The organism is Paenibacillus sp. 7523-1 (assembly GCF_002276415.1).
GTDB classification, from domain to species: Bacteria; Bacillota; Bacilli; order Paenibacillales; family Paenibacillaceae; genus Paenibacillus; species Paenibacillus illinoisensis_A.
The window spans coordinates 143,372-170,075 of sequence record NZ_NPBR01000013.1; the positions used below are offsets into that span (position 1 = coordinate 143,372).

The 26,704-nt window shown below is 51.2% G+C and carries 18 protein-coding genes; 1 reads left to right on the top strand and 17 read right to left on the bottom strand.

Annotated elements, in window-relative coordinates; genetic code table 11:
• Window positions 1–63 precede the first annotated feature (63 nt).
• The 9 genes from CHH60_RS15750 to CHH60_RS15790 form a co-directional block, all read right to left on the bottom strand.
• On the bottom strand, window positions 64–969 hold the full coding sequence (locus CHH60_RS15750; protein WP_095360030.1) for an ABC transporter ATP-binding protein: 906 nt from the start codon (window positions 967–969) through the stop codon (window positions 64–66).
• Between the two features lie 323 nt (window positions 970–1,292).
• Window positions 1,293–1,481 (bottom strand): hypothetical protein, encoded by a 189-nt coding sequence (locus CHH60_RS15755; protein ID WP_095360031.1) that lies wholly within the window; start codon window positions 1,479–1,481, stop codon window positions 1,293–1,295.
• 174 nt (window positions 1,482–1,655) lie between these two features.
• Window positions 1,656–4,844: a GAP1-N2 domain-containing protein gene (locus CHH60_RS15760; protein ID WP_095360032.1), complete on the bottom strand. Its 3,189-nt coding sequence runs from the start codon at window positions 4,842–4,844 to the stop codon at window positions 1,656–1,658.
• Complete coding sequence (locus tag CHH60_RS15765) at window positions 4,844–6,103, bottom strand: TRAFAC clade GTPase domain-containing protein (RefSeq protein WP_095360033.1); 1,260 nt, start codon at window positions 6,101–6,103, stop codon at window positions 4,844–4,846. The genes CHH60_RS15760 and CHH60_RS15765 overlap by 1 nt, the downstream gene beginning before the upstream one ends.
• A gap of 47 nt (window positions 6,104–6,150) precedes the next feature.
• Window positions 6,151–6,798 (bottom strand): beta-mannanase, encoded by a 648-nt coding sequence (locus tag CHH60_RS15770; RefSeq protein WP_095360034.1) that lies wholly within the window; start codon window positions 6,796–6,798, stop codon window positions 6,151–6,153.
• A gap of 21 nt (window positions 6,799–6,819) precedes the next feature.
• A complete protein-coding gene (locus CHH60_RS15775; RefSeq protein WP_095360035.1) occupies window positions 6,820–8,103 on the bottom strand; it encodes a vWA domain-containing protein in 1,284 nt (427 codons plus the stop codon).
• Window positions 8,104–8,175: 72 nt separating this feature from the next.
• Window positions 8,176–10,620, bottom strand: coding sequence for a transcription initiation factor TFIID (locus tag CHH60_RS15780; RefSeq protein ID WP_255247950.1), 2,445 nt, complete (start codon window positions 10,618–10,620; stop codon window positions 8,176–8,178).
• 1 nt (window position 10,621) lies between these two features.
• A complete protein-coding gene (locus tag CHH60_RS15785; protein ID WP_095360036.1) occupies window positions 10,622–14,011 on the bottom strand; it encodes a tubulin-like doman-containing protein in 3,390 nt (1,129 codons plus the stop codon).
• 53 nt (window positions 14,012–14,064) lie between these two features.
• Window positions 14,065–15,858 (bottom strand): vWA domain-containing protein, encoded by a 1,794-nt coding sequence (locus CHH60_RS15790; protein WP_095360037.1) that lies wholly within the window; start codon window positions 15,856–15,858, stop codon window positions 14,065–14,067.
• A 433-nt stretch (window positions 15,859–16,291) separates the two neighbouring features.
• On the opposite strand from CHH60_RS15790, the gene CHH60_RS15795 reads away from it, so the two are divergent.
• Complete coding sequence (locus tag CHH60_RS15795) at window positions 16,292–17,224, top strand: hypothetical protein (RefSeq protein WP_095360038.1); 933 nt, start codon at window positions 16,292–16,294, stop codon at window positions 17,222–17,224.
• A 468-nt stretch (window positions 17,225–17,692) separates the two neighbouring features.
• Here the strand turns inward: CHH60_RS15795 and CHH60_RS15800 are convergent, their stop codons facing one another.
• From CHH60_RS15800 to CHH60_RS15830, 8 genes are all read right to left on the bottom strand, one after another.
• A complete protein-coding gene (locus CHH60_RS15800; RefSeq protein ID WP_095360039.1) occupies window positions 17,693–19,222 on the bottom strand; it encodes a DEAD/DEAH box helicase in 1,530 nt (509 codons plus the stop codon).
• Window positions 19,223–19,290: 68 nt separating this feature from the next.
• Complete coding sequence (locus tag CHH60_RS29815; RefSeq protein WP_176476080.1) at window positions 19,291–19,428, bottom strand: hypothetical protein; 138 nt, start codon at window positions 19,426–19,428, stop codon at window positions 19,291–19,293.
• A complete protein-coding gene (locus CHH60_RS15805) occupies window positions 19,428–20,876 on the bottom strand; it encodes a SulP family inorganic anion transporter (protein WP_095360040.1) in 1,449 nt (482 codons plus the stop codon). Before CHH60_RS15805 ends, CHH60_RS29815 begins: the two co-directional genes overlap by 1 nt.
• 543 nt (window positions 20,877–21,419) lie before the next feature.
• On the bottom strand, window positions 21,420–23,090 hold the full coding sequence (locus tag CHH60_RS15810; protein ID WP_095360041.1) for an ABC1 kinase family protein: 1,671 nt from the start codon (window positions 23,088–23,090) through the stop codon (window positions 21,420–21,422).
• The gene (locus tag CHH60_RS15815; RefSeq protein ID WP_095360042.1) at window positions 23,091–23,471 is read right to left on the bottom strand and encodes a phasin family protein; all 381 of its coding nucleotides are present in this window, start codon (window positions 23,469–23,471) and stop codon (window positions 23,091–23,093) included.
• 72 nt (window positions 23,472–23,543) lie between these two features.
• Window positions 23,544–24,182 (bottom strand): ThuA domain-containing protein, encoded by a 639-nt coding sequence (locus CHH60_RS15820; RefSeq protein WP_095360043.1) that lies wholly within the window; start codon window positions 24,180–24,182, stop codon window positions 23,544–23,546.
• 36 nt (window positions 24,183–24,218) lie between these two features.
• Entirely contained in the window at window positions 24,219–24,941 is a 723-nt protein-coding gene (locus tag CHH60_RS15825) for an SDR family NAD(P)-dependent oxidoreductase (protein ID WP_095360044.1), read from the bottom strand.
• Window positions 24,942–25,106: 165 nt separating this feature from the next.
• Window positions 25,107–26,609, bottom strand: a complete 1,503-nt coding sequence (locus CHH60_RS15830; protein ID WP_095360045.1) for a cobyrinate a,c-diamide synthase — start codon at window positions 26,607–26,609, stop codon at window positions 25,107–25,109.
• Between the last annotated feature and the right edge of the window lie 95 nt (window positions 26,610–26,704).

The window sequence follows — 26,704 nt, forward strand, 5'->3', positions numbered from 1 at the left end:
AGCCGCCTGCATATATGCAAAGCGGCTTATTCTATATTTCAGGACCACATATGGTCCGATATATTAACTTCCTGTTGCAGTGCGAACACGCTGTTCGGAGCGTCCTGCAGCATTCATCATGGCACCGTTCATCACCATTTGCTCTGACGCTGCAGTTTGCTCTGGCACTGCCGTTTGCTGGCGTTCGCCGGCAAGAGCATATGGCAGGCACAGCGGCACGCCGGAACGTGGATCAATTACGATATCGGCCTCAATGTTGAACACTTCGCGAAGCACGTCACAGTTCATGACTTCTACAGGGGAGCCTGTAGCGATTGCTTTACCTTTCTTAATGCCGATCATGTGATGGGCATAGCGGGAGGCATGATTCAGGTCATGTACAACCATAACGATAGTGCGGTTCGCTGTCTCGTTCAGCATCTCCAGCAATTGCAAAACTTCAAGCTGATGAGCCATGTCGAGAAATGTTGTCGGCTCGTCCAGGAACAGGATATCTGTTTCTTGTGCAAGAGCCATGGCAATCCATGCACGTTGACGCTGTCCGCCTGACAATTGATCAATTGGGCGGTCGTGGAACTCTGTCATGCCCGTTACTTCGATGGCCCACTCAATCATACGCTTGTCTTCAGCACGCATGGAACCGAAGCCTTTTTGATAAGGAAATCTTCCGTAGGATACCAGTTCCGTTACTGTGAGTCCCTCTGGTGCTGTAGGATTCTGCGGCAAAATCGCAAGCTGCTTGGCTACTTCACGGGTGGATTGCTTATGAATGGACTTCCCGTCGAGCAAAACACTACCTGCTTTTGGATTCATGATCCGTGCCATCGTCTTCAGGATGGTTGATTTACCTGAACCATTGGCTCCAACAAGCGCTGTAATTTTTCCTTGGGGAATTTGAATATTCAGATCTTCAACAATCAGTCTTTCCTCATAAGCGATATCCAGCTTGGACGTCTCCAGACGAAACATGCGATCATCCCTCTCTCATTTATCCCGGTTATGTATTCCGGCTATCGATAACGAAAACGAATTTATATGTTCAGCGTATTTCCGGCGCAACAAATCTTCTATAACAAAGATACTGATAATCATTATCATTTGTCAATAAGAAATACCAAACTTCTTGCTTGTTTGGAGCGATTATATAGCAGTTTAGAGGACTTTCCGATCGGAATTCATCTCATTTATATGAGAGCTTTTCTCAACGTATACGTGCAGTTGGTCCCTGTTGGGGAATGTCCAAAAATGATGAATCCAGATTTTGTGTCTGATTTGTGAACTTAAGAAAGAATCTACTCTTCTTTCTGCATCAGAGCTTGGGAAGCACTTAGAATCATCTTCTTCTCGTCCTCATAACCTGACTGTCCGCCCTCAAAATAGGCATGCAGCACAATGTTGGCTTCTGATCCATCCATCTTTTCGAGCTGTGCTTGAGTCAGTGTTATTTCGTACAGTTCCGTGTACCAATCCTCATTCGTCAATTCCGTTGTGAGACCAGGTTAACCGGAAAGTTGCATGATTTGTATCATCTCATCAAATAAGATCGTCCTTAAAGGATTGGGAGCAGGAAAAGTCAAAAAAAAGATGACCCCGATTTACAATCGAAGGTCATCCTGCAATGATTTCATTTTGGTTAAAAACAAATCATAACGATCCTACAGCTTAGGCTCTGGCACCAATTGGATAGTCATTGTACCGCTCTGGACACTTACGATATCTTCCGGATCAATCTCAGCAGGCAGCAGCACTTGCTGACCATAAGGATACAGACGATCTGCCTCAGCAGGCGTCAATTCCGTTGAAGAGGAACGTCCTGACTCACCTGCTGTCCCTGAAGGTTCGGACGACGTGGTGCCTGTTCCTTCTCCAAGATCTTCATTCGTGTCCGCAGAACCTGACGCATCCCCGCTCGCCTCTGTGCCCTCCGCCGAATCTGCAGCAGAATCATCTGACGTAGTCAAATCTGTCCTCTGAACAGACTCCTCTCCCTGCTGATTGTCATTCCCCGATCCGATGGATGGTTCCTCATCGGTTTCCTCCGTAGAAGATGTACCGCCTGCTGAACCTGCCGTATCCGGGTCCTCATTCCGGTTAAAACTCTCCCAGTCCGACGCAGCATCCATCTCCAGCGTGGTGCCATCCTGCAAAGTTAATTGAACCGGACCAGGCAATAACGCATTGCTGTCCGCTTCATTCATGAAACGGATTACGAGCTGCGCTTCGATCGTCGTGCCATCCACCTCGGCTCCCGGAATCACATAGGCAATCTGCTCAGCTAACTGTACCTCAGGCTCTGCCGGAACCACGGGTTCCTGTGTCGATGGCGCTGCCTCTTCTGGCGCGTCCGTCTTATTCGTCAGGGCATACGTTATTCCGGCGATACCCAGGATCAGGATCACAATAACAGACGCTAGAAAAAGATTTTTTCTTTTGCCTGTCAGCATGCGCACAAGCGGTGATGAAAGTTCGTTCTTGGCCCGATCATAGACCGGCTTCATTGTTTTACTCGCTCTCGCGTAATACGGCTTGAATGCCGATTTGGACTTGAATGCTTCACGGTCATGATCTTTGAAATAGGCTACAATGGCATCTGAGTAGGCTTTGCTCGCCTGGGAACTCCGTATGAACAACCTTTGGCTCCCCGACCATTCAAAAAATGAATACAATACTTCCTTACTCCCAGCACTGCTGCGGACAAACTCAATCAGCCCTGCATAGTCCAGTTTGCTGCCGCTTCCTCCCCGGTAAAAAGCCAGAGGAAGCGCCTCATATGCAGGTGTTCCCGGTTGATCCCGCAGTTCCCCTGCGAGCCATCTGCGTACCCAACGCTGAAGTTCACTCCGTTCCGCAAGGCTAAGAGAATCAAGCACCTCTTCTTCACGGTCTTCACCGCTCAGCCATGCTCTGGCTGCCAGCATCATATTCGTACGAGCCGTTACATCCTGTCCCTGACGCGCCGCCCAATCACGCACCTCGCTGTCATGCAGCAAAATATCAATGCTCAGTAACTGCTCACGGTTCACTCGTTCCAGATCAAGGTCCTGAATCAAAAACAGGTTAATGACATAGGCCAGCTTATCAGCCAGGCGTGTCAGTTCTTCCTGATACGCGGATAATCCCGCTGCCTCGGCTCCACTCGAACGTCCGGATCGGGTGACCGTCTGAGACTGCCCAATTCGGGCCTTAATTCCATCACCCACGAGCATGTCAGAAGAAAGGCGATCCAGCACGCTAACTCGCTTAAGTGCTTCACTCGCAGCATGCACCGGATTCGGCGCCGAACATAAACGTTCACGCAGCTCTGTCGCGGTCCGGTCAAGCAGGAAGCCGTTATATACCGCAGATACATGCGTGGTTACCCAGCGTTCAATTACGCCGATCACATCCGAAGCAGTCTCGGTACGTTTTAGCTGATTGTCCAGATAAGGCTCAAACAGCAGTTTTGTCAGTGATTCATTGGCCAGTACCTTATCGAAGAATGCACGATTCAGCCCGGAATCGCGGTCGAGCAGATCATACAGTTCCTGTACTGCCCTCATCCGCTTCTGAGACCTGGCATTGTTCACCGCATAGATGAAATAATCCACGATGCGGGATTGAACGACAGGCGCAGCGACACGGAAATATTCCGCGATGCGTGAGGCGACCGTCTCTTCAGGTACGTTCTCTCTCTTGACGCTGTCCAGTTCCCGGCTGAGCAGGGTGAGGAACAGTTCGTTCAAGCGAGAACGTCGCTGTACTCCGCCTTCAGGTTTTAGATAAGTAAGCAGCCCACTCAGAACCCCTCCCTTATCATTCAGGTAGAGGTCTTCCATCCCTTGTTCGAGACGATAAAACATCGACAACTCCCCATAGGACTGGATGGAAAGCTCGCGTCCCGGTTCTGTGCCGGCTAACATCTCGTCTGCAAAAGCATAAAACGCATCCGCCATACCTGGCTCCTGCAGAAGCGACCAGGCAAATTCCGCATAGGGAAGCTGGGCAACCGACACTTCCGCATGGGTTACCCTGCCCGTAGCCAAGTCGAAGGTAAAGTCCTTCTCCGTATTCCGGTCTTTTGGACGGAGCGTGCCCCGCTCTACAAACTGAAGATGAACTCCCTTCTTGGCCTGAGGCTCCTTGGCAAATGTCATGAAGCCGAGCTGCCGCCTAAACGCATAGGGCAGTGCAGCATAGAGCAGACGAAGCAGTTCCTTGGCTCCGACTGTGATCTCCTCGGCAGGAAGGTCGAGTGCAATGTATACCTTCCGCCGGGTTGCTACAGCCTGCATGACGGCATAGAGCAGGCGCTTGAAGAGAGTTTCGTTCATTTTCAGTGAGGCCAGCAGATCTGATGGCGCTACGGAGCGGGCACTTGGGCCTGCTCCTGCTCCGGTGGCAGCTCGGCCATTCAGTGGTGCACCCGGCAGTTCCATCAGGGAAGGCAATACCGTACCTTGTTCGATGTCATATGACGTGGCGAATACGGCATCCAGCCAATTCCCCTGCTTCATCTGTTCCTCGGAGCGTTCCGGAGACAGGACATAGTTGTGTGCAAAAAAGGCGCTGCGCAGCCCGGTAAAATCAGCAGACTGGTACACGTTTTGACCAAGGATGGTCTCCCCGCTCTCCAGATGAACCAGATGGATGGATGGCGGGAATTTCGCCTGGTCCTTCTCGCTTCGCCCTGTTAATTCTGCTGGAGCGTCATAGACGCAATAGGGATGAAGTACTTTCTTGATAAAGGAAGGGTCCAGTCCCGGCGATGCCGCAACCGTATCGAACCCCTCCGTTGTGCGAAACACCCCGCGCCGCTCTCTTGTGTACATCTGCTGTTCAATAGGCGGGGTCATGGAAGAACTCATTATTCCACTCTCCCCTCGATGTACTTCAGCTTGTACAGCAGCCATAGAAAGGGCTCGTCCACACGGATGGGGCTCACGACGCCCTGCAGCTTCATATCCACCGGATTACTGCCCAGCGCAGATACCGCGAAATAGGCCGTATCCTTGAAATACACATCCATCGTGCCTTTGAACGGACGGTCCACCTTCTCGATAAAGCGCCGAATTTCCCCGTCGATATTCTCGAATTCGGTCAGATTGAACCAATCGCGGTGTACCATATTGCGGAATACATTGCTGTTGGATTTGATATAATCCCCCTCATCATCCTTAAGGGAATGCAGCATGTCGCTCTTGGTAAGCACAACAGCTGTCGGAATATTTGTCTTGGCTTTATCCTGATAAGCGATAAAATCACCGAACAGAGTCAGCACAACATCGCGTGGTTCATCATATCGTGGCGTCCACTCGCCCGGCTCGTTGCCAAGGTTAATGCGGATTTTGTCCCGAATGGAACGAATCTGGAGCGGATCCACCATAAACAGAATACCCGCTGAGTTCTTGATATGCTGACCATGCAGACCCAGATAATCCTGCTCGACCATACCTTCACCCGCCACATCAAAAAAGACCAGTGTCAGCGGTGCCTTATCTTCATCCTTGAATACAAATTGGAAAATAAACGGCTCCTGCAGCTTCTCCTTCTGCGTGGAATCCAGCAGATCTCCCCGCTCGAACAGCGGTTCTTCGTAATCTGCACGGAATCTGCGGCTAATTTCCGCATTCAGCGGCATGCAGGCCGCATCAAAATGGTCAGCCGTATAATGCTGAAGCGTATGGATTAACGATGTCATATACACCGATTTCCCCACCTGGGATGCTCCAATAATGGAAATGATATTGCTCGGTGCCTTGCCCGCCGTCACGGGCAGCTCATTATGACAATGCGGGCACAGCCGGCGCCGTGTAACCACACCATATCGGTCGTTCAGTCCCATCACGATGTTATCCGAATAAATGCGGTGTTCCTCAGGCACATCATGCGGAGCCAGAACGGCCTCCATATCAAATACCGTGTCCAGCCCAAAACGTTCACGATACCGATTAAGCTTCGCATCTTCCCCCAGTGCATAATCCTCATCATCATCCCGGTGATGCGCTGCCCGGAACACTACTTCTTCCGGCGAAAACTTGCTGAAGCAATACGGACAGACAATATCGTAAAACAGCGGCCGTTCTACAGGCTGCTGTTTCTTCAAAAACCGACTAAAAAAGCTCATAGCCACTCCCCTCCCTGCTCAGGCAGACTGAACTGCCTCACATTCATCTAGTCTGATATTAGGCGGTAAACGGCTCCGTATCTCGGTCCGTCCGTGAAAAACAGCCTCACATAGTCATCCTTGGCCACTTCCACGGGCGGCATCTCATTTCTACCTGGAGTAAAATCACTGACAAAAGGATAGACCGTGCCATCTTCCTTATTGAGAGGAACTCCGCCCTGCTTGCGAACATAACAGAGGGCTTCCTTAGGCACGGGTACTTCAGCCGTCACAGTCATGAGAACCGTCTTCCTTTTTTGAAAAAAACCGCTTTTGTAACGAATGGAGAAACGGATATCTGCTTTCCCTGCACTGGCGATGACTGTATTCTCGTCATCCTGCTGACGCAGCAGCACAGGACCGTCTTCGTCCATTCGGCAAACATGTATCGTGTACCGGATGGCACCAAATCCTGTCATCCGGTCTGTATATCCGTTACTCGCCTTGTATTCTTCTCTCGTATACAGTTTCAGCTTGCCATTCACAGTCTGATCCCTGCTCTGTCCACCTTCGACCATTTCCAGCTCCAACCGCTCCACGTACACGGCTTCTACGCCTTCGGGCCAGAGCCAGCGCAGGGTACAGTAACCATCATCCACAGCAAGTGTAAGTCTGCGAATCAGAGGTACCGAAGGGTCCGCATCTGCATATCGCATGTGTCGCCAACCTCCCGATGTTTAAAATCCTTTGCTGCGTGTGTCTCTCCCCCGCTGACCGAATCCGTCTGCGGTCGGAGTTCCCCTGCCCGCCTCACGGCGGCCCTTGCTCTTCCGCGGCGTATTCTCCTTGACCGGAATAATCCAGGTAAACAGGGTGAGTACCCCAGATAATATGAACATGGCACCCAGTCTCACCAATGCATCCCCAACAGAAGAACCGTCCAGTCCCCACTCCAGCAAAAGGCCTGCTAGCAGGCCTGACACCACTCCACCGATGCCGAAGCTGACTGCCAGATGGCGGTTATCGAACACCAGCCCAAGCGATACGCCCAGTGCTACACCAATCAACAGCATAGCAGCAACGCGGAAGATGGCCAGATAGGTACTGTGTTCCATCATGCCTGTACGTTCCGTCACCAGCGTCCGTTCATCAATCGTATCGTAAATTTGCTGAAATGCCATGCTGAGTCCACCGGAATCCGGCACGTCATAGTACATGCCACCTGTCTGTTGAGCGATACTGCGCAGCAAGTCGGTACCCGATGGGTCGACCAGACTCAGACCTACCGTATTCACGGCAATCTGTTCGTTCGCGTACTGGGATAAGATATCCGAAGTATCGGCTTCACTGAATCCATCTGACAGTAAAATAGCTACGGTACCGCGTTTTGGATCCTGCTTGTTTTGGATCTGCTCCATGGCTTCCCGGAGCACGGCATCGAAGTTTGTACCGCCCGACGTTGTGACAATGCCGTCGATCTTATCGTTCACCTCTGCTTTTGCCGCATCACTATCCAGTGCGGTAAAAGGCTGCAATAACTGCGGCTGATCATCAAATGTAATGACTGCGACCTGCTTGTCACTTTCCATCTGACTGATTAACGTCTTGGCTGCCTCGAAACGTCCATTATCCGGGTCCGTTTCCGACATGCTGCCCGAGTTATCGATCATCAGTACAATGTCCTTCACCTGCTTCACGCCGCCTGGATTGATCTGATACAACAATTGAAAGACCAGCCCAACGACAAACAGGAACACCAGTGTTGCCGGAACGAGCAGTTTCCACGACAAGCCAAGATATCTCAGCTTCCAGGAAGCTCCGTTAAGCTTCGGCGAGATCATCTCGGCAAGCAGACAGAACAGACCTACGCTCAGCGCCAGCACGCCGAAGTATAACCCCATCAGCAGCAGGCGAGGCATCTCCCCAAGCCACTGATGCAGCATGATTTCTCCTGCCGCAAATCCCACGGCTCCGCCAATCAGGCTGAACAGGACCAGGAGAAGATTGATTTTTCGCTGCATGTTCGCATGCATCCTTTCCAAACCAGCCCATCTAGGCTGAATTAATACCGGAGTCGATCATGACATGTCGTTCTACCGCATAGGTGATAGCTTATCAGCCAGGCCGGAGGGATGAAGCTCATAACCGTTCTCCGTATACGACTCGTAATACACCTTGCCGTTGCGATAGACCATCAGATCCTCCAGATGGAACCCTCCCATCAGGTTCAACTTTTCCACACCACTGCTGCGTTCTTCGTACACAACTCCCAGCTTATAGATGCGGGACGTTTCCTCGGCATGCGCCGCATAATCCATAAAAGCACTGTGATGATCGCCAAAGAAATACTTTTCTTCATACCGATGTTCCTGGGTATAATCGAATACCCGTATTCTCACAACCGCTTGGTCTTCTAGCGTACGATACAGCCTGCGGAACAGATCATCGCGGGTCAATACGTTTTTGTCTCCATAGGTAATCGTTACATTCGCTCGCTGCAGCAGTTCTTCCTCAAAAGGTAATCTCAGTGGTTCTGCTGTGAGCAGCAGCGCATGGCATACCTCCATCAGACGTTGAAGCAGACGCTCGTTGCCTTCGGCAGCAAGCCGGTTAATGTCTCCCATATAACGCTCTTCGAACCAAACATCCCGGCCCCGCTTGGCCTCCAAATCGGCAATCAATGCTTCCGTTACCTTCCCGTAATACTCCATCACATTCTGTCCGATATATTCATCCGCTGCCGCGATACGCTCTTCTGCCGTTTCACGTAGCGTGCGTTCCAGCGCTTCCAGTGCTGTCGTTATGCTGCGGCTGAAGCTATGAAGCTGTTCCATCTCCGAATCGTAGATGCGAAGCAATTGCAGTTCGTTTTCCAGCCGTAACAGCTCTGTCTTGGGCACATACACTCGTTCCAACAAACAATCGATCAGATTCCGTACATTCTGCTTGTCCCGGAATAACGCCCGCTTGATTGGCTGATCCTCCACTTGCTCCTGCTGACGCTGTTCCAGCAGGGCACGTGCCGATTCAAGTTGAACCGATTTGTCGCGAATGAGTCCCAGCAAAGCCTCACGTACGCTCCCAGGGCCGCTGTCACTCCATGAAGTCCATTGGAAATAGCCAATCTCCGGGTACTCCGTCCGTGACTGCTCTGCCCGGCGGAGTAGGGAACTCTGACTGCTGCGCTGACGGAGACGTTCTCCCGCCGGACGTACCATATTGTCACGGAAGTACGCCTCTGCACCCTGACCGAATAGTGCCCGCTCTGCTTCACGCAGGGATAGCGGCTTGAGATCGGAGAAACTGACGTTATGCGTCATAATGCCACTCATACCACCCACCAGGTCCTGCTCGGGCAGCAGCCCTTCGACCTTGCGCTCTACGGATGAAGTGTCCAGACCGAAGAAAGCAAGCTTGTCTTTCATGCTCCATTCCGGCTCCTGTCGCATAAGATCCAACAGATAGCGATATAGATGATATAGTACCGCGAGCGCAATAGGTTGGTTGGGCCGTCTAATCTCTGCAAAACCCGCACTGGCATAGCCATGCTGATCCGAGGTTGTTCGAATGTTGTTTTTGAACGATGTATTATTGTAGGTATTGGCCCCTGTACTTGCAACCGCACCGAGTGCATCCGGATCCTGTTTCCGATTCTTCAGCAGGCAGATGCGGCAGATAATCTCGGCATTCTCTATCCATCCCCCAGCCACGCCGGTTCCTCGCTCATTTTTGTCAGACAGGATATAGACGAGATCAAACAAAGGCGAAGAAGGGTGCACAACGGGAATGGAAATCCCATCTTCCGTTACGAGCAGATTACCGCTGAACGTATAGTCCAGTGCTTGCATATGATCCAGTTCCCGCAAAAAGGCAAGACCGGCTGCACTTGCATATCCGAAGGACTCCACCTGCTCCATCTCGCTGACCAGTACATGCAAGTCTGTCTGAACCGACTTGAATGATTGGGCCAAAATGTTCTCGGTGAGCTTCGTCAATTCCGGGAGAAGCACATTCAGCGGATCATCTGCCCTTGTCACGACGGTTACATAGATCCGGTCAAACGATGAATATAACCGGCCGTATTCAGCGATTCGATTGCTCACCCGGCGCAGCGTGCGATTCAGACCAAAGAGTGCCTGCTCCGAATCGTGAAAACTGCGGTGTACATCCTTGCGCATGGTCTTCGAAGGACGTCCAGTCTGTTCGGTGGATAGAGGCAGGATATGACGGGTCACCTGACCGTCTTCCGATGAATCCCGATGCTCCCTTCCCCCTTGTTCCTCCCGGCCCTCTGTTCCAATCTGGAGATACATCACACCTTCTCCGTTATCCCACTTCAACTGATTAATCTCGTGCACTGCAGCCATGGCAGGTTCGACCAGGTCACCAACAAACAGAAACAGGGCCGGGTAATGGATACTGCTTCGTCCATCACCCAGGCTGCCTTGCCGCTCCTGCTCTGCCGCATATTGTGCTGCGTACTTCTCCAGATCCCGCTTCAGGGTATTGTTCAACTTGAACTCCATCCCGGCACCCATGTTACTTCAGCCTTCTGCGGATGTCATTCAGCTTCGACGACATCGTTCTGTAGAACTGATAGATGTCTTCGCCGTTTGCCAGCTCCACGCGTTCATATTCCAGACGGTCGCGCGATTCCATGAACAGGGCAGCCAGATCATCCAGTTTGGCCAGCAGCGGAGCGATATCCTCTGAAGCCGTTAGTTCGTTATCCCGGCGGGAAGCTTTGCGCAGCAGTGTACTGCGATCTTTTTCAGGCAAACCGCGGAAGTTGCCAAACACTTCATACTCGGCAAAGTTGCGGCTCTTCATCAGGTTCGCGAACGGTTCCCAAGCATCCTCTTCCGGATCGCGGTCGTAGACGTAAAGTGCACCTTTCTTGACGATCGTATCGGTATATAGAGCTTCGATGAAGCGATCATACCACTGTTCCTCATCCTGATGCTGTGCCAGAATGCCTTCCAGTTCAGCCACTTTGGCCGAGATGGCATTCATCTTCGCCAGTTCTTCACGTACCCGTGCGATAAGCTGCGGGGAACGTACCAGGTTTTCTTTGGCCATATCTTCATTAATACTGCCGAAAATATCCTTGACCCCTACACGCGGCAGCCCTTCGGATTGCAGTCGTTTCAGTTCGGTCACTGCCCGTTTTACCTCACCCAGATTCGGGGTCGTCGACGTCAGACGCATGTCGTAAGCATTCAGCTTCGCGGCCAGGTCAAACGGTTCCGTTGTAACCACGGCGTACCGATTGCTCGTATTCTCATCGATTGTTTTGGCCGTAATGATGTTGTATCCAATCGCTTTCTCGAATTCGGTACGTACCCGCGCGTTATACTGCTTCACCCGGGCATTCTCGTAGACATCACCCCAGGACTTTTCGGGAATCGGAGATGGCAGATAGGTCCAGTTGTTTTTCTCTGTCTGTACCAGATGGCGTCCGATGCCTTCCTTGTCCAAAATGGTGCGTTCATAGCTTTCCTCATAAACTTTGAGCGGCGTATACACAAATAGCGGCACCCCGTTGCGCGTATTCAGCCAGAAAATCCGGTTGCGGACTTCGCTTTCCTTGACGGTAAAGTGGGATTTGCCCACCGCATTGTTCTGATAATTGCGAATCCCTTTGAGAATGCCTGGCGCCTGTGTCGGCACAGAGACGAATCCCCATGACGGGAAATGCAGACTGCCTGTGCTGTTGCTGAGGTTGAACACCGGAACGGCCTCATCATCCAGCTTGCCAGCGATGTGACGCTCCACGAATTTCTCAACTGACTCATCCTGCCCGTATTTGATCACCAGGAAATCTTCCATGGAACGGGTAATGAGGTCCCCGAACTTCTCGGTCAGGAAGTCCGAAATGGAGCTGACCACGTCGATTTCGTTCTCTTTCACCCACTGGTTGGAGTTCTCCAGCAGCTCACGTGAGAAGTCGCGGATCAGATCATCCGTGTCACGCTTGTCCAGCAGCCCATCCACCACATTGACGATATCCGGTACACTAACGACGTTCCAGTAGTAGGTTTTGTTGCCTTTGTGATCGGACTGTTCTTCTCCGCGAGTCAGAATATCTCCATTCTTGGAGAAAATCGAGCTGAGCGCATTCAGCGTCTCGGTAAATACGTTATAGATGCGGCTGTTTTCCTGATTCAGCAGTTCATACAGATCCTCATAGAACTCGATCATCTGATCGTTGCGTTCCACGTCGGCGTGCAGCCAGTACTCATGAATTTTAGCTTCAATATAAGCATTCTTTTTCTTCTCTTTGGAGACGAAGGCACTCTTCGCGTCACCCAGTTTCTCCTCCGATTGCTCCTGCGCAGCTTCAATGTCACGCGGAATCCGGAATGCATTCTCCCGCAGCGTTTCGATATACGACTGGATCATCTTCAGTACACAGAAACCTTTTTCGGTGTAGATCAGACGGGAGACGTAGAACGGACCCTGTTCGGGATGCAAAAACATGCGCCGGATCTGTTCGGTAAACTGACCGGCAATCTCGCCCGGCAGCTGTTTCTTCGCCTTGATATATTCTTCGCGGGCACGGGCCAGGAAGTTCTGCTCCAGCTCGGTGTCCATGTTCACGACCTGTGATTTCACGACATTGCCGTATGACAGACGCTCACTGTTCTGATAACCCGGCAGCGGCTCTGGCACGCGGGACTCGAAGGACTTCACGACACTTTCGAGATCGATGCCCAGCTTGCGGGCGAACTTCTCCGTATCCTCCTGGTTCGGGGCTTTGGAGAACATGGTGCTCATTTTGTCGAACATCCGGTAAGCCAGATACGTCGTCATCTCTTCAATCGGCAGTACGGCTGAGGAAGCACCGATAATGTTGTAATCATAGTTGGCCGGATAAGCCTTGTTCATCTGTGCAATGTTGGTACGAATGTTGCTGATATAATCGTGTATCGCGAATTCTTCGCCCGACTGTTTCTCCTCGCTGGCCATGAAGTTGGTGATGTTCTCGGCCGTTACGTTCATGCAATAATCATAGGCATTCTCCAGCAGCTTGCCTTCCGTATTCGTTGCCGATATCAGGTGACACAGGTTAAACGGCGGCAGCGGTGAATTAACGTTCAGGATATTGCCGTATTTCTGTGTGAATCGTTCCCCGCGGCTGTCGACGTTCATCCAGTAATCCAGCTCTTTGAGTGCAGCGTAGCCGTTTTTGCGAATATATTCGCGTGTGTGCTCGCTCAAACTTTTGTTCGATAGATTCACGTCTGGCGTAAACAGGTAACCCAGCGTATTGACGCGGTCGATCCCGGCAGAACCGTGATCCCGTTCAATGATGCCGCGTACGATATAGGAGATATCGAGGAAACAGCCACTGCCTGTACCACCGGACAAACCGGTAAGCAGGAATACCATCAGTTTTTTGTTGGTTCCTACGGATAACGTTTTGATCTTTTTGTCAATCGCCTGCACGACCTGATTGATTTTGGTGAACAGCAGCAACCGTCCGGCCTGGCGTACCCCTGCTGCACCATTCATGCCGTCCGTGATGCTCAGCTCCGGAGACAACCAGTCCGTAATATACGGCTCCAGCACGCTGCGGTTCTGCAGCAGTCCACCGATCTCGGCATTGGACAGCAGGACGAATTCGTTAATCGGGTCCAGCCCGATGCCTTTGTACTTCTTGGCACGATCCTGCTCGTTGGTTTCAAACGCGAGAAATTCCACGTTGTCCGGCTTGTCCATTTTCTTCTTGGATACCGGGTCCTGAGGCAGCTTGAAGCGGCGGTTAATCTGATATTTAAGACGCAGCAGCGCATCAATTCCCGTTCCTCCAAGACCGATAATCAGGATCGGGTTATCAATTGTATCGACCCTGATCTTCTCGCTGACAATTCCTCCGCCTAGCGATACATCCAGCTGCTGAATATGTTCTCTGACAATTGGTTTCATTCCATGTCCTCCCTTTGGTTAACGCACTACCTTGCTTAGGCACTCCAAACTTCTTAGACCAGATACTCAATCAAAATCGTCTTATCCGCCTGTTGCAGCGGGATGCTCAGCCGGTCACCATTCTTCAGTTCAACGCCTGAGCTTGCATCCACGGCACGTCCGGATTTCTCCAATGTACCGCCTGCGGTATTGCGAATGATGATTCGGTCCCCATTGCTGGGCGTAAATATATATTTCTCGGTTTCCTTCAATTCCGGATCCAGCTGTAAAAGCTGGTGCAGATGGAATCTGCCCCGGAAGGATGCCAGTTTTTTGTATTGGGGATAGGACTTGTCTCCGGTGTTCTCATCCCGAATCTCGACAATGATCTGGCCGACAAAGCCGCGGTTTTTGCGTTTCAGCCAGCCCATCAGGAACCAGGCACCAACTCCAATCACCAGCAAGGCTACGACTCCCAAAATCACAGGTAACCATGGAAACGGCTTGTCCTGCTCACTACCTGAGGTGGTTGGCTGTGTTCCCGCACCTGCCGTACCGCCTGCATTGATGGTAATAGGCGCACTTTCACGGTAGAAGCTGTCCTCCTCCGCACGAATCACCAGTTCATAGTTATGATTGTCCGGCACTTCAAAGGTACCTGCAAAGCCGCTGCCTGTATTCTCCAACGGTTGTTCCTTACTTTTGTTCGTATCCAGATCGTTCACGACCAATGTCGCCTTCATATCTGCATACAGATCGTTATCCTGAAGCGGCTGACCTCCATTTTCAAGCTTGGCTGTCAGATCTACCTTGTCACCCTTCGTATAGGACTTGGTCTTAATTGGGTCCACGACGAGCTGCAGATCATAGTTGAACAGCAGGTTGATATCAATGCTGTCTTTCGGAGCCCCTTTTACCCGAAGTTTCCAGTCGCCTTCCTGAGGCTTGAGCAGCTTAACCAGTGAATAACTTTTGGATGTCGAGAGCTTGGCTGCATCCGAGTTCAGATCCACTGCTTTGCCCGAAGGATCGGTCAATTCAATCTCTACCTGCTTGGAAGACATAATTGAAATGTTGGCCTCAAGCACGCTGTCATTCGGCACGTTGACCGTAACTTCCTGAAAATTGCCGTTGCCTGTGATGGAAGGCAATTTCACGACATTCAGCTTGGCATGATCTGCAAATATCTCACTCAGAATCTGCGGCAGATCATCCGGCGTATCTGTGATGAATGACTTGCCTCCTGTCTGACTGGCCAGATCGGCTAGCGCATCCTTGTTCAATTTTCCATCTGCGTTCAATCCGATCGTATAGACCGGAATGCCCTGATCCTGAGCTTCTTGAACGGCCTTCGCCAGATCTGCATCAGACTGTGCCTGGGTGCGGCCTTTGGTTTTGTTAAAATCATTGTTGCCGTCTGCAAGCAGTACGATCATGGGTGAGTGCGATGCATCTGCACCATGATTCAGCACATTCACCGCTTCAGCCACCCCGACGGAAATATCAGTGTATGGCCCGCGGCCGAGCTGATCAATAAAGTTCTTCAGGCTGCTCTTGTCCGCATCGGACTGAATCTCCAGCAGCGCTTTTTCCCGCTCTACCTGATCGGTATAAGCAACAATCCCTACCTTGTCCCCCTGGACCGGCAGCATATCAATAAACATTTTCATGGCTTCATTACTGATCTTGTCACGGTCACTTGTATTCATCGAATTACTTACATCGGCTACAAGTACGGCGTCGATCCCGCTCGTCTGTGCCTGAGCAGCTGCAGCTTGGGGCAGCAACGCCTTAGGCAGCAGCAGCGTTAGAAATGTCAGCAGAACCAGGGTTCCGCTAAGCCAGCGTATTTTGCGTGTCCGCAGCATTGGGTGTACTCCTTCACGTTTGAGATTAAAATGGGAATAGTTTATTATAGGCGTCAAGCCTTAAGGAAATCTTAACAGTCTACTAATATATTCTGAAAAGCACCCCTATCTTGAGTTACAGTTTTGTAATGACTGACAAAAATCGACCTATTCGGCGCTTATACTGGCATTTTAATTCCAACTATGGAAATATGATATAGTTATTGCCAGCAAACTGCAATATAACGAAACCGTGTTTCAGATTTACACTATTCTGCATAACAACTATGCCTAGAAAGGAATCGATTATGGTTACATACGGATGCCTCGCCATATTGTTTCTTTTTGTCCTTATAAAAGGAATCTCGCTCTTTTTCCAGGGTCGCAAACCCGTGACTAGGGAGGATTCGGACCGTACCCTATACACTATACTGAATGGTGAGCGTGATTAAGCATGAGTGCCAAACAAGTGGTATCCATCAGACCTTTTAACCGAACGACCTATGCTTTTGAGAAGCTGCATGTCTGCAAGCATTGTGGACAATATACCTGCTTGTGGGAGGAGGAGTGTACCTCCTGTGGTCGCAGCGCCCTCGTTTCTGTCCAGGAGCGTGCCGGCTCACGAGTGAAACGCCGGATTGCACGCGATCTGTTCCTTGCCGTTATACTCGGATCTGCCGCCACCTACTTCGGTGAAACAACGGATCAGACCATGATGGCAGCCACCGTGACCCTGCTGCTGATCGGATGGCTCATCTTCATGCATCACCGTACATTCCCTGCCCAGCAAAACCGGCAGATGAAGCGCATGTTATACGAAGACCGGGAAGAGATTCGTCAGGGGATCAACCGTAACTGGGCGCTCGTGGCCGAAGCCCGCAAAGAAGACGAGGCGCTCGCTTACGAGATGCTGCGCGAGATTGGATCGCTCGTCTTTAATGACCGGATTCGCCTTCAGCAGGTTGCCCTGCTGCAATCCTTCGTGCTTCGAAGTGATATGGATCTGCAGCTCCAGCCCCTGCTGCTGCGAAGCTTCGAGCGGCTGCTCGCCGAATATATCGGTGAAATCGCCCGGCTTAAGCCGGAGTTGATTCGTGAAGATGCGATCCGATATATCGCCACGTACGAAGTTAATATTTTGCAGCTGCACAACGGAATTCAGATTCTGACTGCTGTAGCAGCAGCGGCTGTGCGTAAAAGCAAATATATCGAGTTATTCCCAAGTCTTATTACCCGCTACGCACGCTTTATGCCCAAAGACCGATTCATGCGCCTCTATCGTACTCTTGAGCTTTATCCTGGCAAGGCACGTGGCGGTTTGGCTGAATCCGTTGGGAGAGTGTATAACGAGAAATATCGGGACAACGTTGCAGATGTTCATGTCTAGAGCTAATGCATGTGGGTTGCATACGTAAATTAGTGCAAACTCATTCCCCATATATAGACGAGCCGAAATGGATGTACCCCTGCATACCTTTCGGGACTGGCTTGTAATCGCATGATTGTAATCATATAAGCTTCGATAAAAAAACACCCCATCCTTAGGTCTAGGATGAGGTGTTTTGATGTTTGGAAATTTTTTGTCTTGGATACCCTCATATGCCGCATCTGCAACATTTATGATTTACATGAGTCGATGCTTCAACCATATTCATACAAGTTATTACGATGTAAGGAGAATCCGGTAGTGTATAGGCATATCAAAAAAGGCCGCAACGAGATTACGTTGCGCCCCTTCATTGAGGACTCGGTACATCAGTGCCCGAGTGCTCTCGTATTCTCGCCATGCCGTTATCCTAGGCATGGCGTCAAACTCCTCGTCCAGCGCGGCTGCACTGCCGCGGACGACAAGGTCTTACCGTCCGCGACGAGAATCACGGCGGTCACTCTTGGCTGGCCCGCGCCCGCCTGAATTACGCTTGTCCGCACTGCGGCCAGCCCAGCCGCTGCTGCGCTCATCACCGCTGCGACCTGCACTGCGCCCGCCGCGGCCACCTTGGCCTGCTGCACCGCGACTGCTGTCGCTGCTGCGCGCGGAGCCACGGCCTGCGCTGCGCTCGTCGCCACTGCGGCCGCCACTACGACCACCGCTGCGTCCACCTTCACCGCCGCGGGAACCACGGCCTCCACGGCCGCCTTCACTCCGGCCGCTGCGGCCTGCGCCGCGACGGGCACTGCCTGTTCCGGCAGAGCGTCCACCCGAACGTTCATCATTATCCTGACTGTTGATGGAACGTCTGGCTGCTCCGGTGGAGGCCACTGGACCTTCGCTCGTCCACTGAATGCGGGTCAGCTTCTGATTGGTGCCTTCCTCAATACGTGCAAGCTCCGGTCTGTCATGCTGCGTTGCAAACGTCACCGCAAGACCCGTTCCTCCGGCACGACCCGTACGGCCGATCCGGTGGATATAGCTCTCTGCATCATGTGGAATGTCATAGTTGAATACATGCGTTACACCTTCAACATCCAGTCCGCGTGCCGCCACATCGGTAGCCACGAGGATTTGCAGTTTTGCATCGCGGAAGGCTTTCATGACATTCTCACGCTTGGATTGGGATAGATCCCCATGAAGCTCGTCACTTTCGTATCCTGCTTCGCGCAGATCTTCATTCAGCTTGGATGCACGGCGCTTGGTCCGGCAGAAAATAATCGCCAGGTACGGGCGATACGTATCAATCATGCCGCGAAGCGCATCGAACTTGCCACGATCCGTACACTCCAGCACCTGCTGACGAATCTGATTGATTGGGATAACCGATTTCGAAGATACTTTTACATCCTCGGGATCTTTCATGTAATTCTTCGCCAGGTTGCGAATACCTTTCGGCATCGTTGCCGAGAAGAGCATCGTCTGACGTTTATGCGGCAGTTCACGTAGAATGGTTTCTACATCGTCCAGGAAGCCCATGTGCAGCATTTGGTCCGCTTCATCCAGCACCAGTTTCTTCACATTATCCAGCTTCAGCGTGCCACGGCGCAGGTGATCCAGAAGACGCCCCGGTGTACCGATGACGATCTGAGTCCCATTTTGCAGCTTACGCAGCTGTTTCTCCACGTCCTGTCCGCCATACACAGCAAGCACATGAAGCTTATCGTCATTGGCCGTCAGCTTCTTCGCTTCCTCTGTAATTTGCAGAGCCAGCTCACGCGTAGGGGCGATAATCAATGCCTGTGGTGAGCGGTCCGATACGTTAATTTTTTGAATAATCGGCAGCAAAAAAGCCAGCGTTTTCCCTGTACCTGTCTGTGCCTCAGCAATAATGTCACGTCCGCCTAACAGTACGGGAATCGAGCGCTCCTGTACCGGTGTCGGCACGGCGATCCCCTGATGTTTCAGGATTTCGCACCATTCCGGGCGAATGCCCAGTTGTTCAAAGTTTGCCAATCGTTACACCTCTGTATGTTCATTTAGATAAGCCCATTTCGATGTATTCTTCCCCATGAAATGGATTTTCAAAAAGCAATCAGTCCGCCTGCTCTTTTTCTCCATACCGTGTAGTTTACACGTTTGTCCAGCAAAACAAAAGGGCACCGGACATGTTCCGGCACCCTTTTATTGTATTTCATGTTCCAGAGATCATTTATCTTCATTAACCATGGCTCTGTGAGACCGCAAACCCGCTTCTCTCCAGCAAACGCGAGCTTTCCTCGTTCAATCCTCGGAGATGCACCGTTTTTCCCAGTTTCGCATATTTGAACTTCACCTTGCCGATGGCAACAACTGCCGTGTTATCCCAGATATGTGATCCGCCAAAATCAATCGTGATCTCCTCCGGATCCGTCTCGGCATGAAACTCATCCACGAAGCGGGATGAAGAGCCGAAGAAGAACGGACCGTTAACACGATACACCTTTTGACCCTGCTCCTCGCTGGCATGAACACGAATCTTGGCCTGTTTCCACCCAAAATGCAGGGCGCTGAGCACAACGCCGACCAGTACCCCGATGGATAGATCATTGGTGATGACGACGATCACAACCGTAACTACCATAACGAAGGCCTCTGCGCGTGGAACACGTGCAATATTTTTGACGGAACTCCAGTCAAACGTACCGATACACACCATAAACATGACACCCACCAGCGCACCCATCGGCACCTGTTTTACCACTCCACTGAGCAGCAGCAGCAGGATGGCCAGAAAGGCGCCTGCCGTAAATGTGGACAGCCTACCCCGGCCGCCGGACTTCACATTAATGACGGATTGTCCGATCATCGCACAGCCGCCCATGCCGCCGAATAATCCGTTAACGAAGTTAGCAATCCCTTGACCGCGCACCTCACGGTTTTTACTGCTCTTGGTCTCCGTCATCTCATCCACGATAGTAGCGGTCAGCAGGGATTCCAGTAAACCTACCAGCGCCATCGTGAATGAATAGGGCAGCAAAATCATCAGCGTGTTGAAGGACCACTCAATATTGGGCAGATGGAACATCGGGAGGGTACTCGTCAAATTCCCCATGTCGCCTACCTGCTTCACATCCAGATGGAACACCACCGTAATAATCGTCATGACGATAATCGCAATGAGAGGGGCCGGAACGCCTTTGAAAAACCGTGGCAAAATATAAATGATGGCCAGAGTACCTGCGACCATTGCATACATGATCCAGTTCGCACCTGTAAAATGCGTCAGCTGAGCCATGAAGATCAATATCGCCAGGGCATTTACGAATCCGGTAAGTACCGAGTGCGGCACAAACGTAATAAACTTCCCAACTTTAAAAATCCCCAAAATAAACTGAATAATTCCCGTCAATATCGTGGCCGCGAACAGGTATTCCACGCCGTAATCCTTGACGAGACCAACCATCAGCACCGCCATGGCGCCCGTAGCAGCAGAGATCATTCCCGGTCTGCCGCCTGCAATCGAGATCACAATTGCAATCGTAATTGATGCGTACAATCCGACCATCGGATCGACACCTGCAATGATGGAAAAGGCAATTGCTTCCGGGATCAGCGCCAGCGCTACCGTAATGCCTGCCAGCACGTCTCCGCGAATGTTGCCAAACCATTGTTGTTTTAACGTATTCATATGTTCTTACCGTTCCTCCTACACCGTTAACCTCGTGGGTTGATTACCTGTAATGCAGCAGCTAGGCACGTCACTGACCAACCCCGACAGGGCAGCACAAAACAGCGGAACACTCCCTCCGCATCATGGCCTGTACGTGTTGATATAAGAAGCTCTTTATCCGGAGTAAAGGATGTCCGAAGTCTGCAGCTATTCTGCTTAATCCGTTCCAGTGCGTTCCACATGATTCTGTTACATTATTCACAGGTTCGAGCTAAGAAGACATCAGAAGCCGACTCTTGATGTCACTGGTCTTCCCCTCTCAGAAAGACCGGGTCCGTTATGTACTGACCTATTATTATAGACAGGGTGATCCTTTTATACGAACAGGCTATATCTTCGCAAACGATAGATTATCCTTGAATTGCTCTTATTTTTATAATATATCTCGGTCATGCTCTGTTTATCTGTTTTAGAGTTGATGCATTATTTTCCAGACCAAAAAAAAGCTGTTAACGCTCCTTCGCCAAGAAGCATTAACAGCTCTTTCCTACCTAAATGTAACTAGAATCTTCCCGATTTAAAAATGGAATAGAGCAGAAAGGCCACCATCAGAATGGCAACCAGAAAGCCGATCTCAATGACCGGAATATCCCACAGCATCGTTGACTGATGACTGATTGAGGAACCAATAATGAGTCCGACCATAATGATACAAAAGGCGAGCAGCACGATACTGAAGGACAGACGATTACTGATCTGGTCCAGCCTGCGCATTAGCGTGTCCAGTTCGGGTACGCTGACCTCAAGCCGCAGCTTGCCTTTACTGATAATGGAGGATAGCTGCCGGAGCTGCCCCGGCAGTCCAATCACACTCTCAGTCAGGTCTGCCGCACTGCGGAACAGCCGATTCTTGATTCGACCCGGACTGAACCGGTCCTTGATCAGCTTCCGGCCGAAGGGTTCCGCCATATCCACAATGCTGAGCGATGGATCCAGATGTTCGATCACGCCTTCCATCGTGAGCAGCGATTTCCCCAGCAGCACGATGTCGGCTGGCATAATGACCCGGTGTCTCTGCGCGACACCGAACAGATCGTTAAGCGCCTGACCCACACTGATTTTGGAAAAGGGAATATCATAGTATTTACTGCGCAGCTTGTCCAGGTCATGATGGAGGCCGCGGAGATCCATGTCATCAGGCATCATGCCCAGTTTCTCAATCGCCCGGATCATGCTGTCTGTATCCTTGCGCATCAACCCGATGATGAGCGAAGCCAGATGCTGCTTCATCTCATCGCTCAGAGTGCCAACCATGCCGAAATCAATAAATGCCAGTCGTCCGTCTTTTAACACCATTAGATTGCCAGGATGCGGATCGGCATGGAAGAAACCATGAATAAAGATCTGATTCAACAAGGAATCCACCAGTCGCTGGGCGATGTCATTCAGGTCATGTCCACGTCTGACCAGTTCGTCACGGTCATTCAGTTTGATGCCCTCCACGTATTCCATGGTTAACACACGCGAGGAAGTCTGATCCCAGTAAATTAGCGGGATTTTGACCTTGTTATCCTGCTGGTACTGCTGTGCGATCTTCTCGGTATTCCGCCCCTCGACGGTATAATCCAGCTCAGCCATCAGCGCCTGGGCATATTCTTCTACCATCTGCGGAATCTGGTACTGCTTCACCCAGTCCCATCGCTTCTCCGCCATCGCCGTCAGCTCACGCAAAATATCCAAATCTCGCTGCACAATCCGTGAGATGCCGGGACGCTGGATCTTAATGGCGACGGCCTCTCCGCTTCGAAGCTTGCCCAGATGCACCTGCCCAATGCTGGCTGCAGCCACAGGGGTATCCTCGAACCGGGAAAAGATCTCTTCCAGCGGTGTATCCAATTCCTGTTCCAAAATCCCCCGTGCCGTTTCCGAAGAGAAAGGGGGCACCTGATCCTGCAGCTTCACCAGTTCACGGATGACCGGCTCAGGCAGCAGATCCGCCCTTGTGCTTGCCAATTGCCCCAGCTTCACGAAAGCCGGCCCCAGCTCCTGCAGCACAAGCCTGATCCGTTCACTCAGCGTTTTGGTCGTGTGTGCTTCACGTGACATCCACCGCCGGGGTATGGCCAGCAGCTGGAACAGCCCCAGTTCCTCGACCATATAACCGAAGCCATGACGCACCAGCGCCATGGCAATTTCCCGGTATCTGCCGACATGTTTAATTCGCACAGCCATCTACTCGATCTCGTTTCCTTTGTGCGGAGGAGGAACTTCAAGTGGAGCTGGGGATACATCTGGTTGCATTTGTGGTGTTTGACCCAGTTCGGCGAGCTTTTTCTCCAGTACAGCAACGCGCTGTTCCAGACTGGTCACATCACTCTCCGAAGGTACGCCTACTTCCTGAAGCACCCGCTTGACCTGCTCATGAATCACTCGCTTGAGCTGACCCTGCTCTTCGTCGCCTCGTTCCATTAGACGCTCGACCAAGGCTTTGGATTCACCTGGCGCAAGTTCCCCGCGTTTGACCAGATCGTCTACGGTTTTTTCAATTTTTTCCTTACTTACGACGGTAAGACCCAACCCTAATGAGATCGCCTTTTTGAACAAATCGCTCATTCTTGTCATCCTCCTCTTCATTGATTTCTATATTATACCCTTTATACCCAGCACAACAAATAAGCGATCAGGTTACACGTATCGTGCTGCCCATTTGCCTGCCTGCAAAATCAGCTGGCGATAGGATTCGTGTGCAAAAGAAGGCACATGATGTCCTGGCATGAGGTATACAATCCGGCCCAGTCCATAGGTATGTGCCCAAGCCGCAGGCTTAGGTCCGTCTTCAGTCTGGTATTCAAGCAGAATCGTGGTTTCGGCGAATGATCCGAACTCGAACAGATAAGGCTCTTCTTCCATGGTGAATCCGGTAATCCCCTCGGTCACAGGGTGTTTATGATCCGTTACGGTAAACTCCAGCGGTCCATACGGTGGATGATGCAGGAATTTCGCACCAATCATCTGCTTGAGTTCATAACGATTTTGAAGCGAAATTCCGTTATGTAGAATAACCAGTCCGCCTCCATTGCTCACATACGACAGCAATCCAGCTGTCTGCTGAGGAGAGACTTTCCCCTTCCAATCGTCCATGTATGAAATACACACATCAAATCCCGATATGTTCTCCTGCAGCAGCATATTGCGATTCTCACTGCACTGCACGGTCATGCTATCATGAAAAATACGGCTGATCTCTGCGTCAACATCCTGCAGCGGATGCCAGTCCGGATGTGTATAATCGCCGAGCAACAACGCCTTTTTACGATGGTCCATTAATAAAACTCCTTTCATGTTAAAGCTGTAACAAGATTACCAGGGAAGCTCGTCCCCCTTATAGTCTACATAGGCAGGCTGATCTCCCATAAACTCCTTGTGGCGGTCAATAAGTGCTGCGATATGCTGTGCCGATTGTTCTGGCGTAAGGTCTGCGGCTGTGTTCAATTCACCGCTCATATAGCTCTGCACCCACCCGGGATGTATCAGCATGACCTGCCCACCTTCATCCTTAATCCCATTATGCACAAGCCTAGCCTGCATGTTTAGTGCAGATTTGGACATGCAGTAAGCGAACCAGCCATGTCTGTCGCACTGCTCAATACTGCCCGCCTCCGATGAGATGTCCACAATCAGCTTGCCCGCGCCCGCAAGAAGGAGGGGCAGCAATGCGTGAGTTACACGCAGCGAACCCAGCGTATTCACGTTGAATACCTCCGCCATTTCGGCAAAGTTTAATGGCCCGCGGACATGATCCGTAATATTCCCTAGTATAGCCGCATTATTGATCAGCATATCCAGACGAACTGTATCCAGTTTGATCGTTTCGGTAAACAGCGCAACGGACAGATCATCGGCAATATCCAGCTCAATGACCCGAAGATGCTTCGGATAAGCTTGCAAGAGCAGACGAATCCCCTCAGAATCCTCCATGTCTAAGCCCGCAGCATACACCGTATATCCTCTCTTCAGCATTTGTGCTGTCAGTGCCAATCCAAGTCCCCGGGCTGCCCCGGTCACACATACGGTTTTCACCATGCTTCCCCTCCTTATCCAGGCTACGCTGTCTTTTAATTCATTCCACATGGTCAGGCAAAAACCTTTAAATGTAAACAGGAATGCTCAACTTCACGACCAAAGTCTCATGATGTGATGAATGCAGGATTCTCTTTTCTTCTGTCACTTCATTTGATAAATCTACACTTATATATGCTGACCACTTCTTCTCAGTCGGTATGACTGACAATGCTGCACCCATCTCCCTGCTGCACCCGGATGAGAAGCAAGATGAACATGGGTATACCCGGCTACAACGTTACCTCTGGCATATCCCTCCTGTTTCATGCCCCGTAATCCCTTAGTCTCATAAGCATAGGGAATGTCGCCTTCCTCTTGGTAGGTCATGGTAGAGTAATGAAATTCATGGCCCCGGATCACCTCTCCTTTTTTCAACAAAAAGGAATCCTCTACAGCTCTGGCCTCACGATATCCAAGTGCTGCACGCTTCGCTTGCATCTGTACTTGAGCAGGTATAATCCCTGCCATGTTATACGTTAGCCCTTCCCGGTTTGTTAATGTCTCCGCGAGCACCATATAACCTCCGCATTCCGCAAACAAAGGCATCTCACTGCGAACGGCCTCACGCAGTCCCTCCAGAAACGAGACGTTATCTGCGATCAATGCCGCAAACTCCTCCGGAAAGCCCCCGCCAAGATAAATGCCATCTGCCTCAGACGGTATGTCTTCCCCTGCGAGCGGGCTGAAGTACTTCAATCGGGCTCCTGCTGCTTCGAGCAGCTCCAGATTATCCGGGTAATAGAAATTAAACGCCGCATCCCGGGCAACAGCTATTACCGGACTGGACGAAGTTCTGCGTTCATCACACTCGCCAGACGTACTGTCTTCGCTGCACTTCAAATGGGCAACGATCGACATTGGATGTGGGTTTTGCCTTGAAATATCCTCATGGTTCAAGATTAACTCTTCTTCTATGGCAGGTGCAGCCTTCGCTATGGCAATAACCGCATCCAGATCGGTGCCTTCCTGCAACGCGTCCGCAGCCCGCTCGAATAGAGGCTCCAATTCTCCCCGTTCAATGGCAGGGACCAGCCCTAAGTGACGCTCGGGAATCGACATGTCTTCCTCCCGTTTCAGCCATCCGACCACAGGAATGCCGCACATCTGCTCAATGGCTTTCTTCACAATACTGTAGTGGCCGGCACTTCCGCAGCGATTGACGATGACACCAGCGATGTTAAGCTCAGGCTCCAGCTGCTGAAAACCAAGCACGATCGCTGCTGCACTGCGAGCCATGCTGCGAACATCCACGACCAGAATGATCGGAGTCTGTGTAACGAGAGCAATCTCCGCAGTAGACCCTGTGTTGCTTAAGGGATCTTTGCCATCATACAATCCCATGACACCTTCAATAATAGAAATATCGTGTCCCGCTGACGCTTTGGCAAATGCTTCTTTTACGTACTCCGGGGAGGTCATCCACGCATCCAGATTTCGCGATGCTCTGCCCGTTACAGCCGTATGATAGGTTGGATCAATATAATCCGGCCCGCATTTGAAGCCCTGTACGCTCATTCCGCTCCGGGCCAGGGCTTTCATCAGGCCCAGGGTCACGGTTGTTTTTCCTGCACCGCTCCCCGTTCCGGCTATGATCAGCCGTGGTCTGGCATGTTGATTTGAAATGGTCATGATCCATTCCCACCTTTCTTCGATATAACAAAACCGCACCAATAAACGATGCGGCTTAAATCAGCGATAATGGCTTCATCTCGTGAAGCGCATGA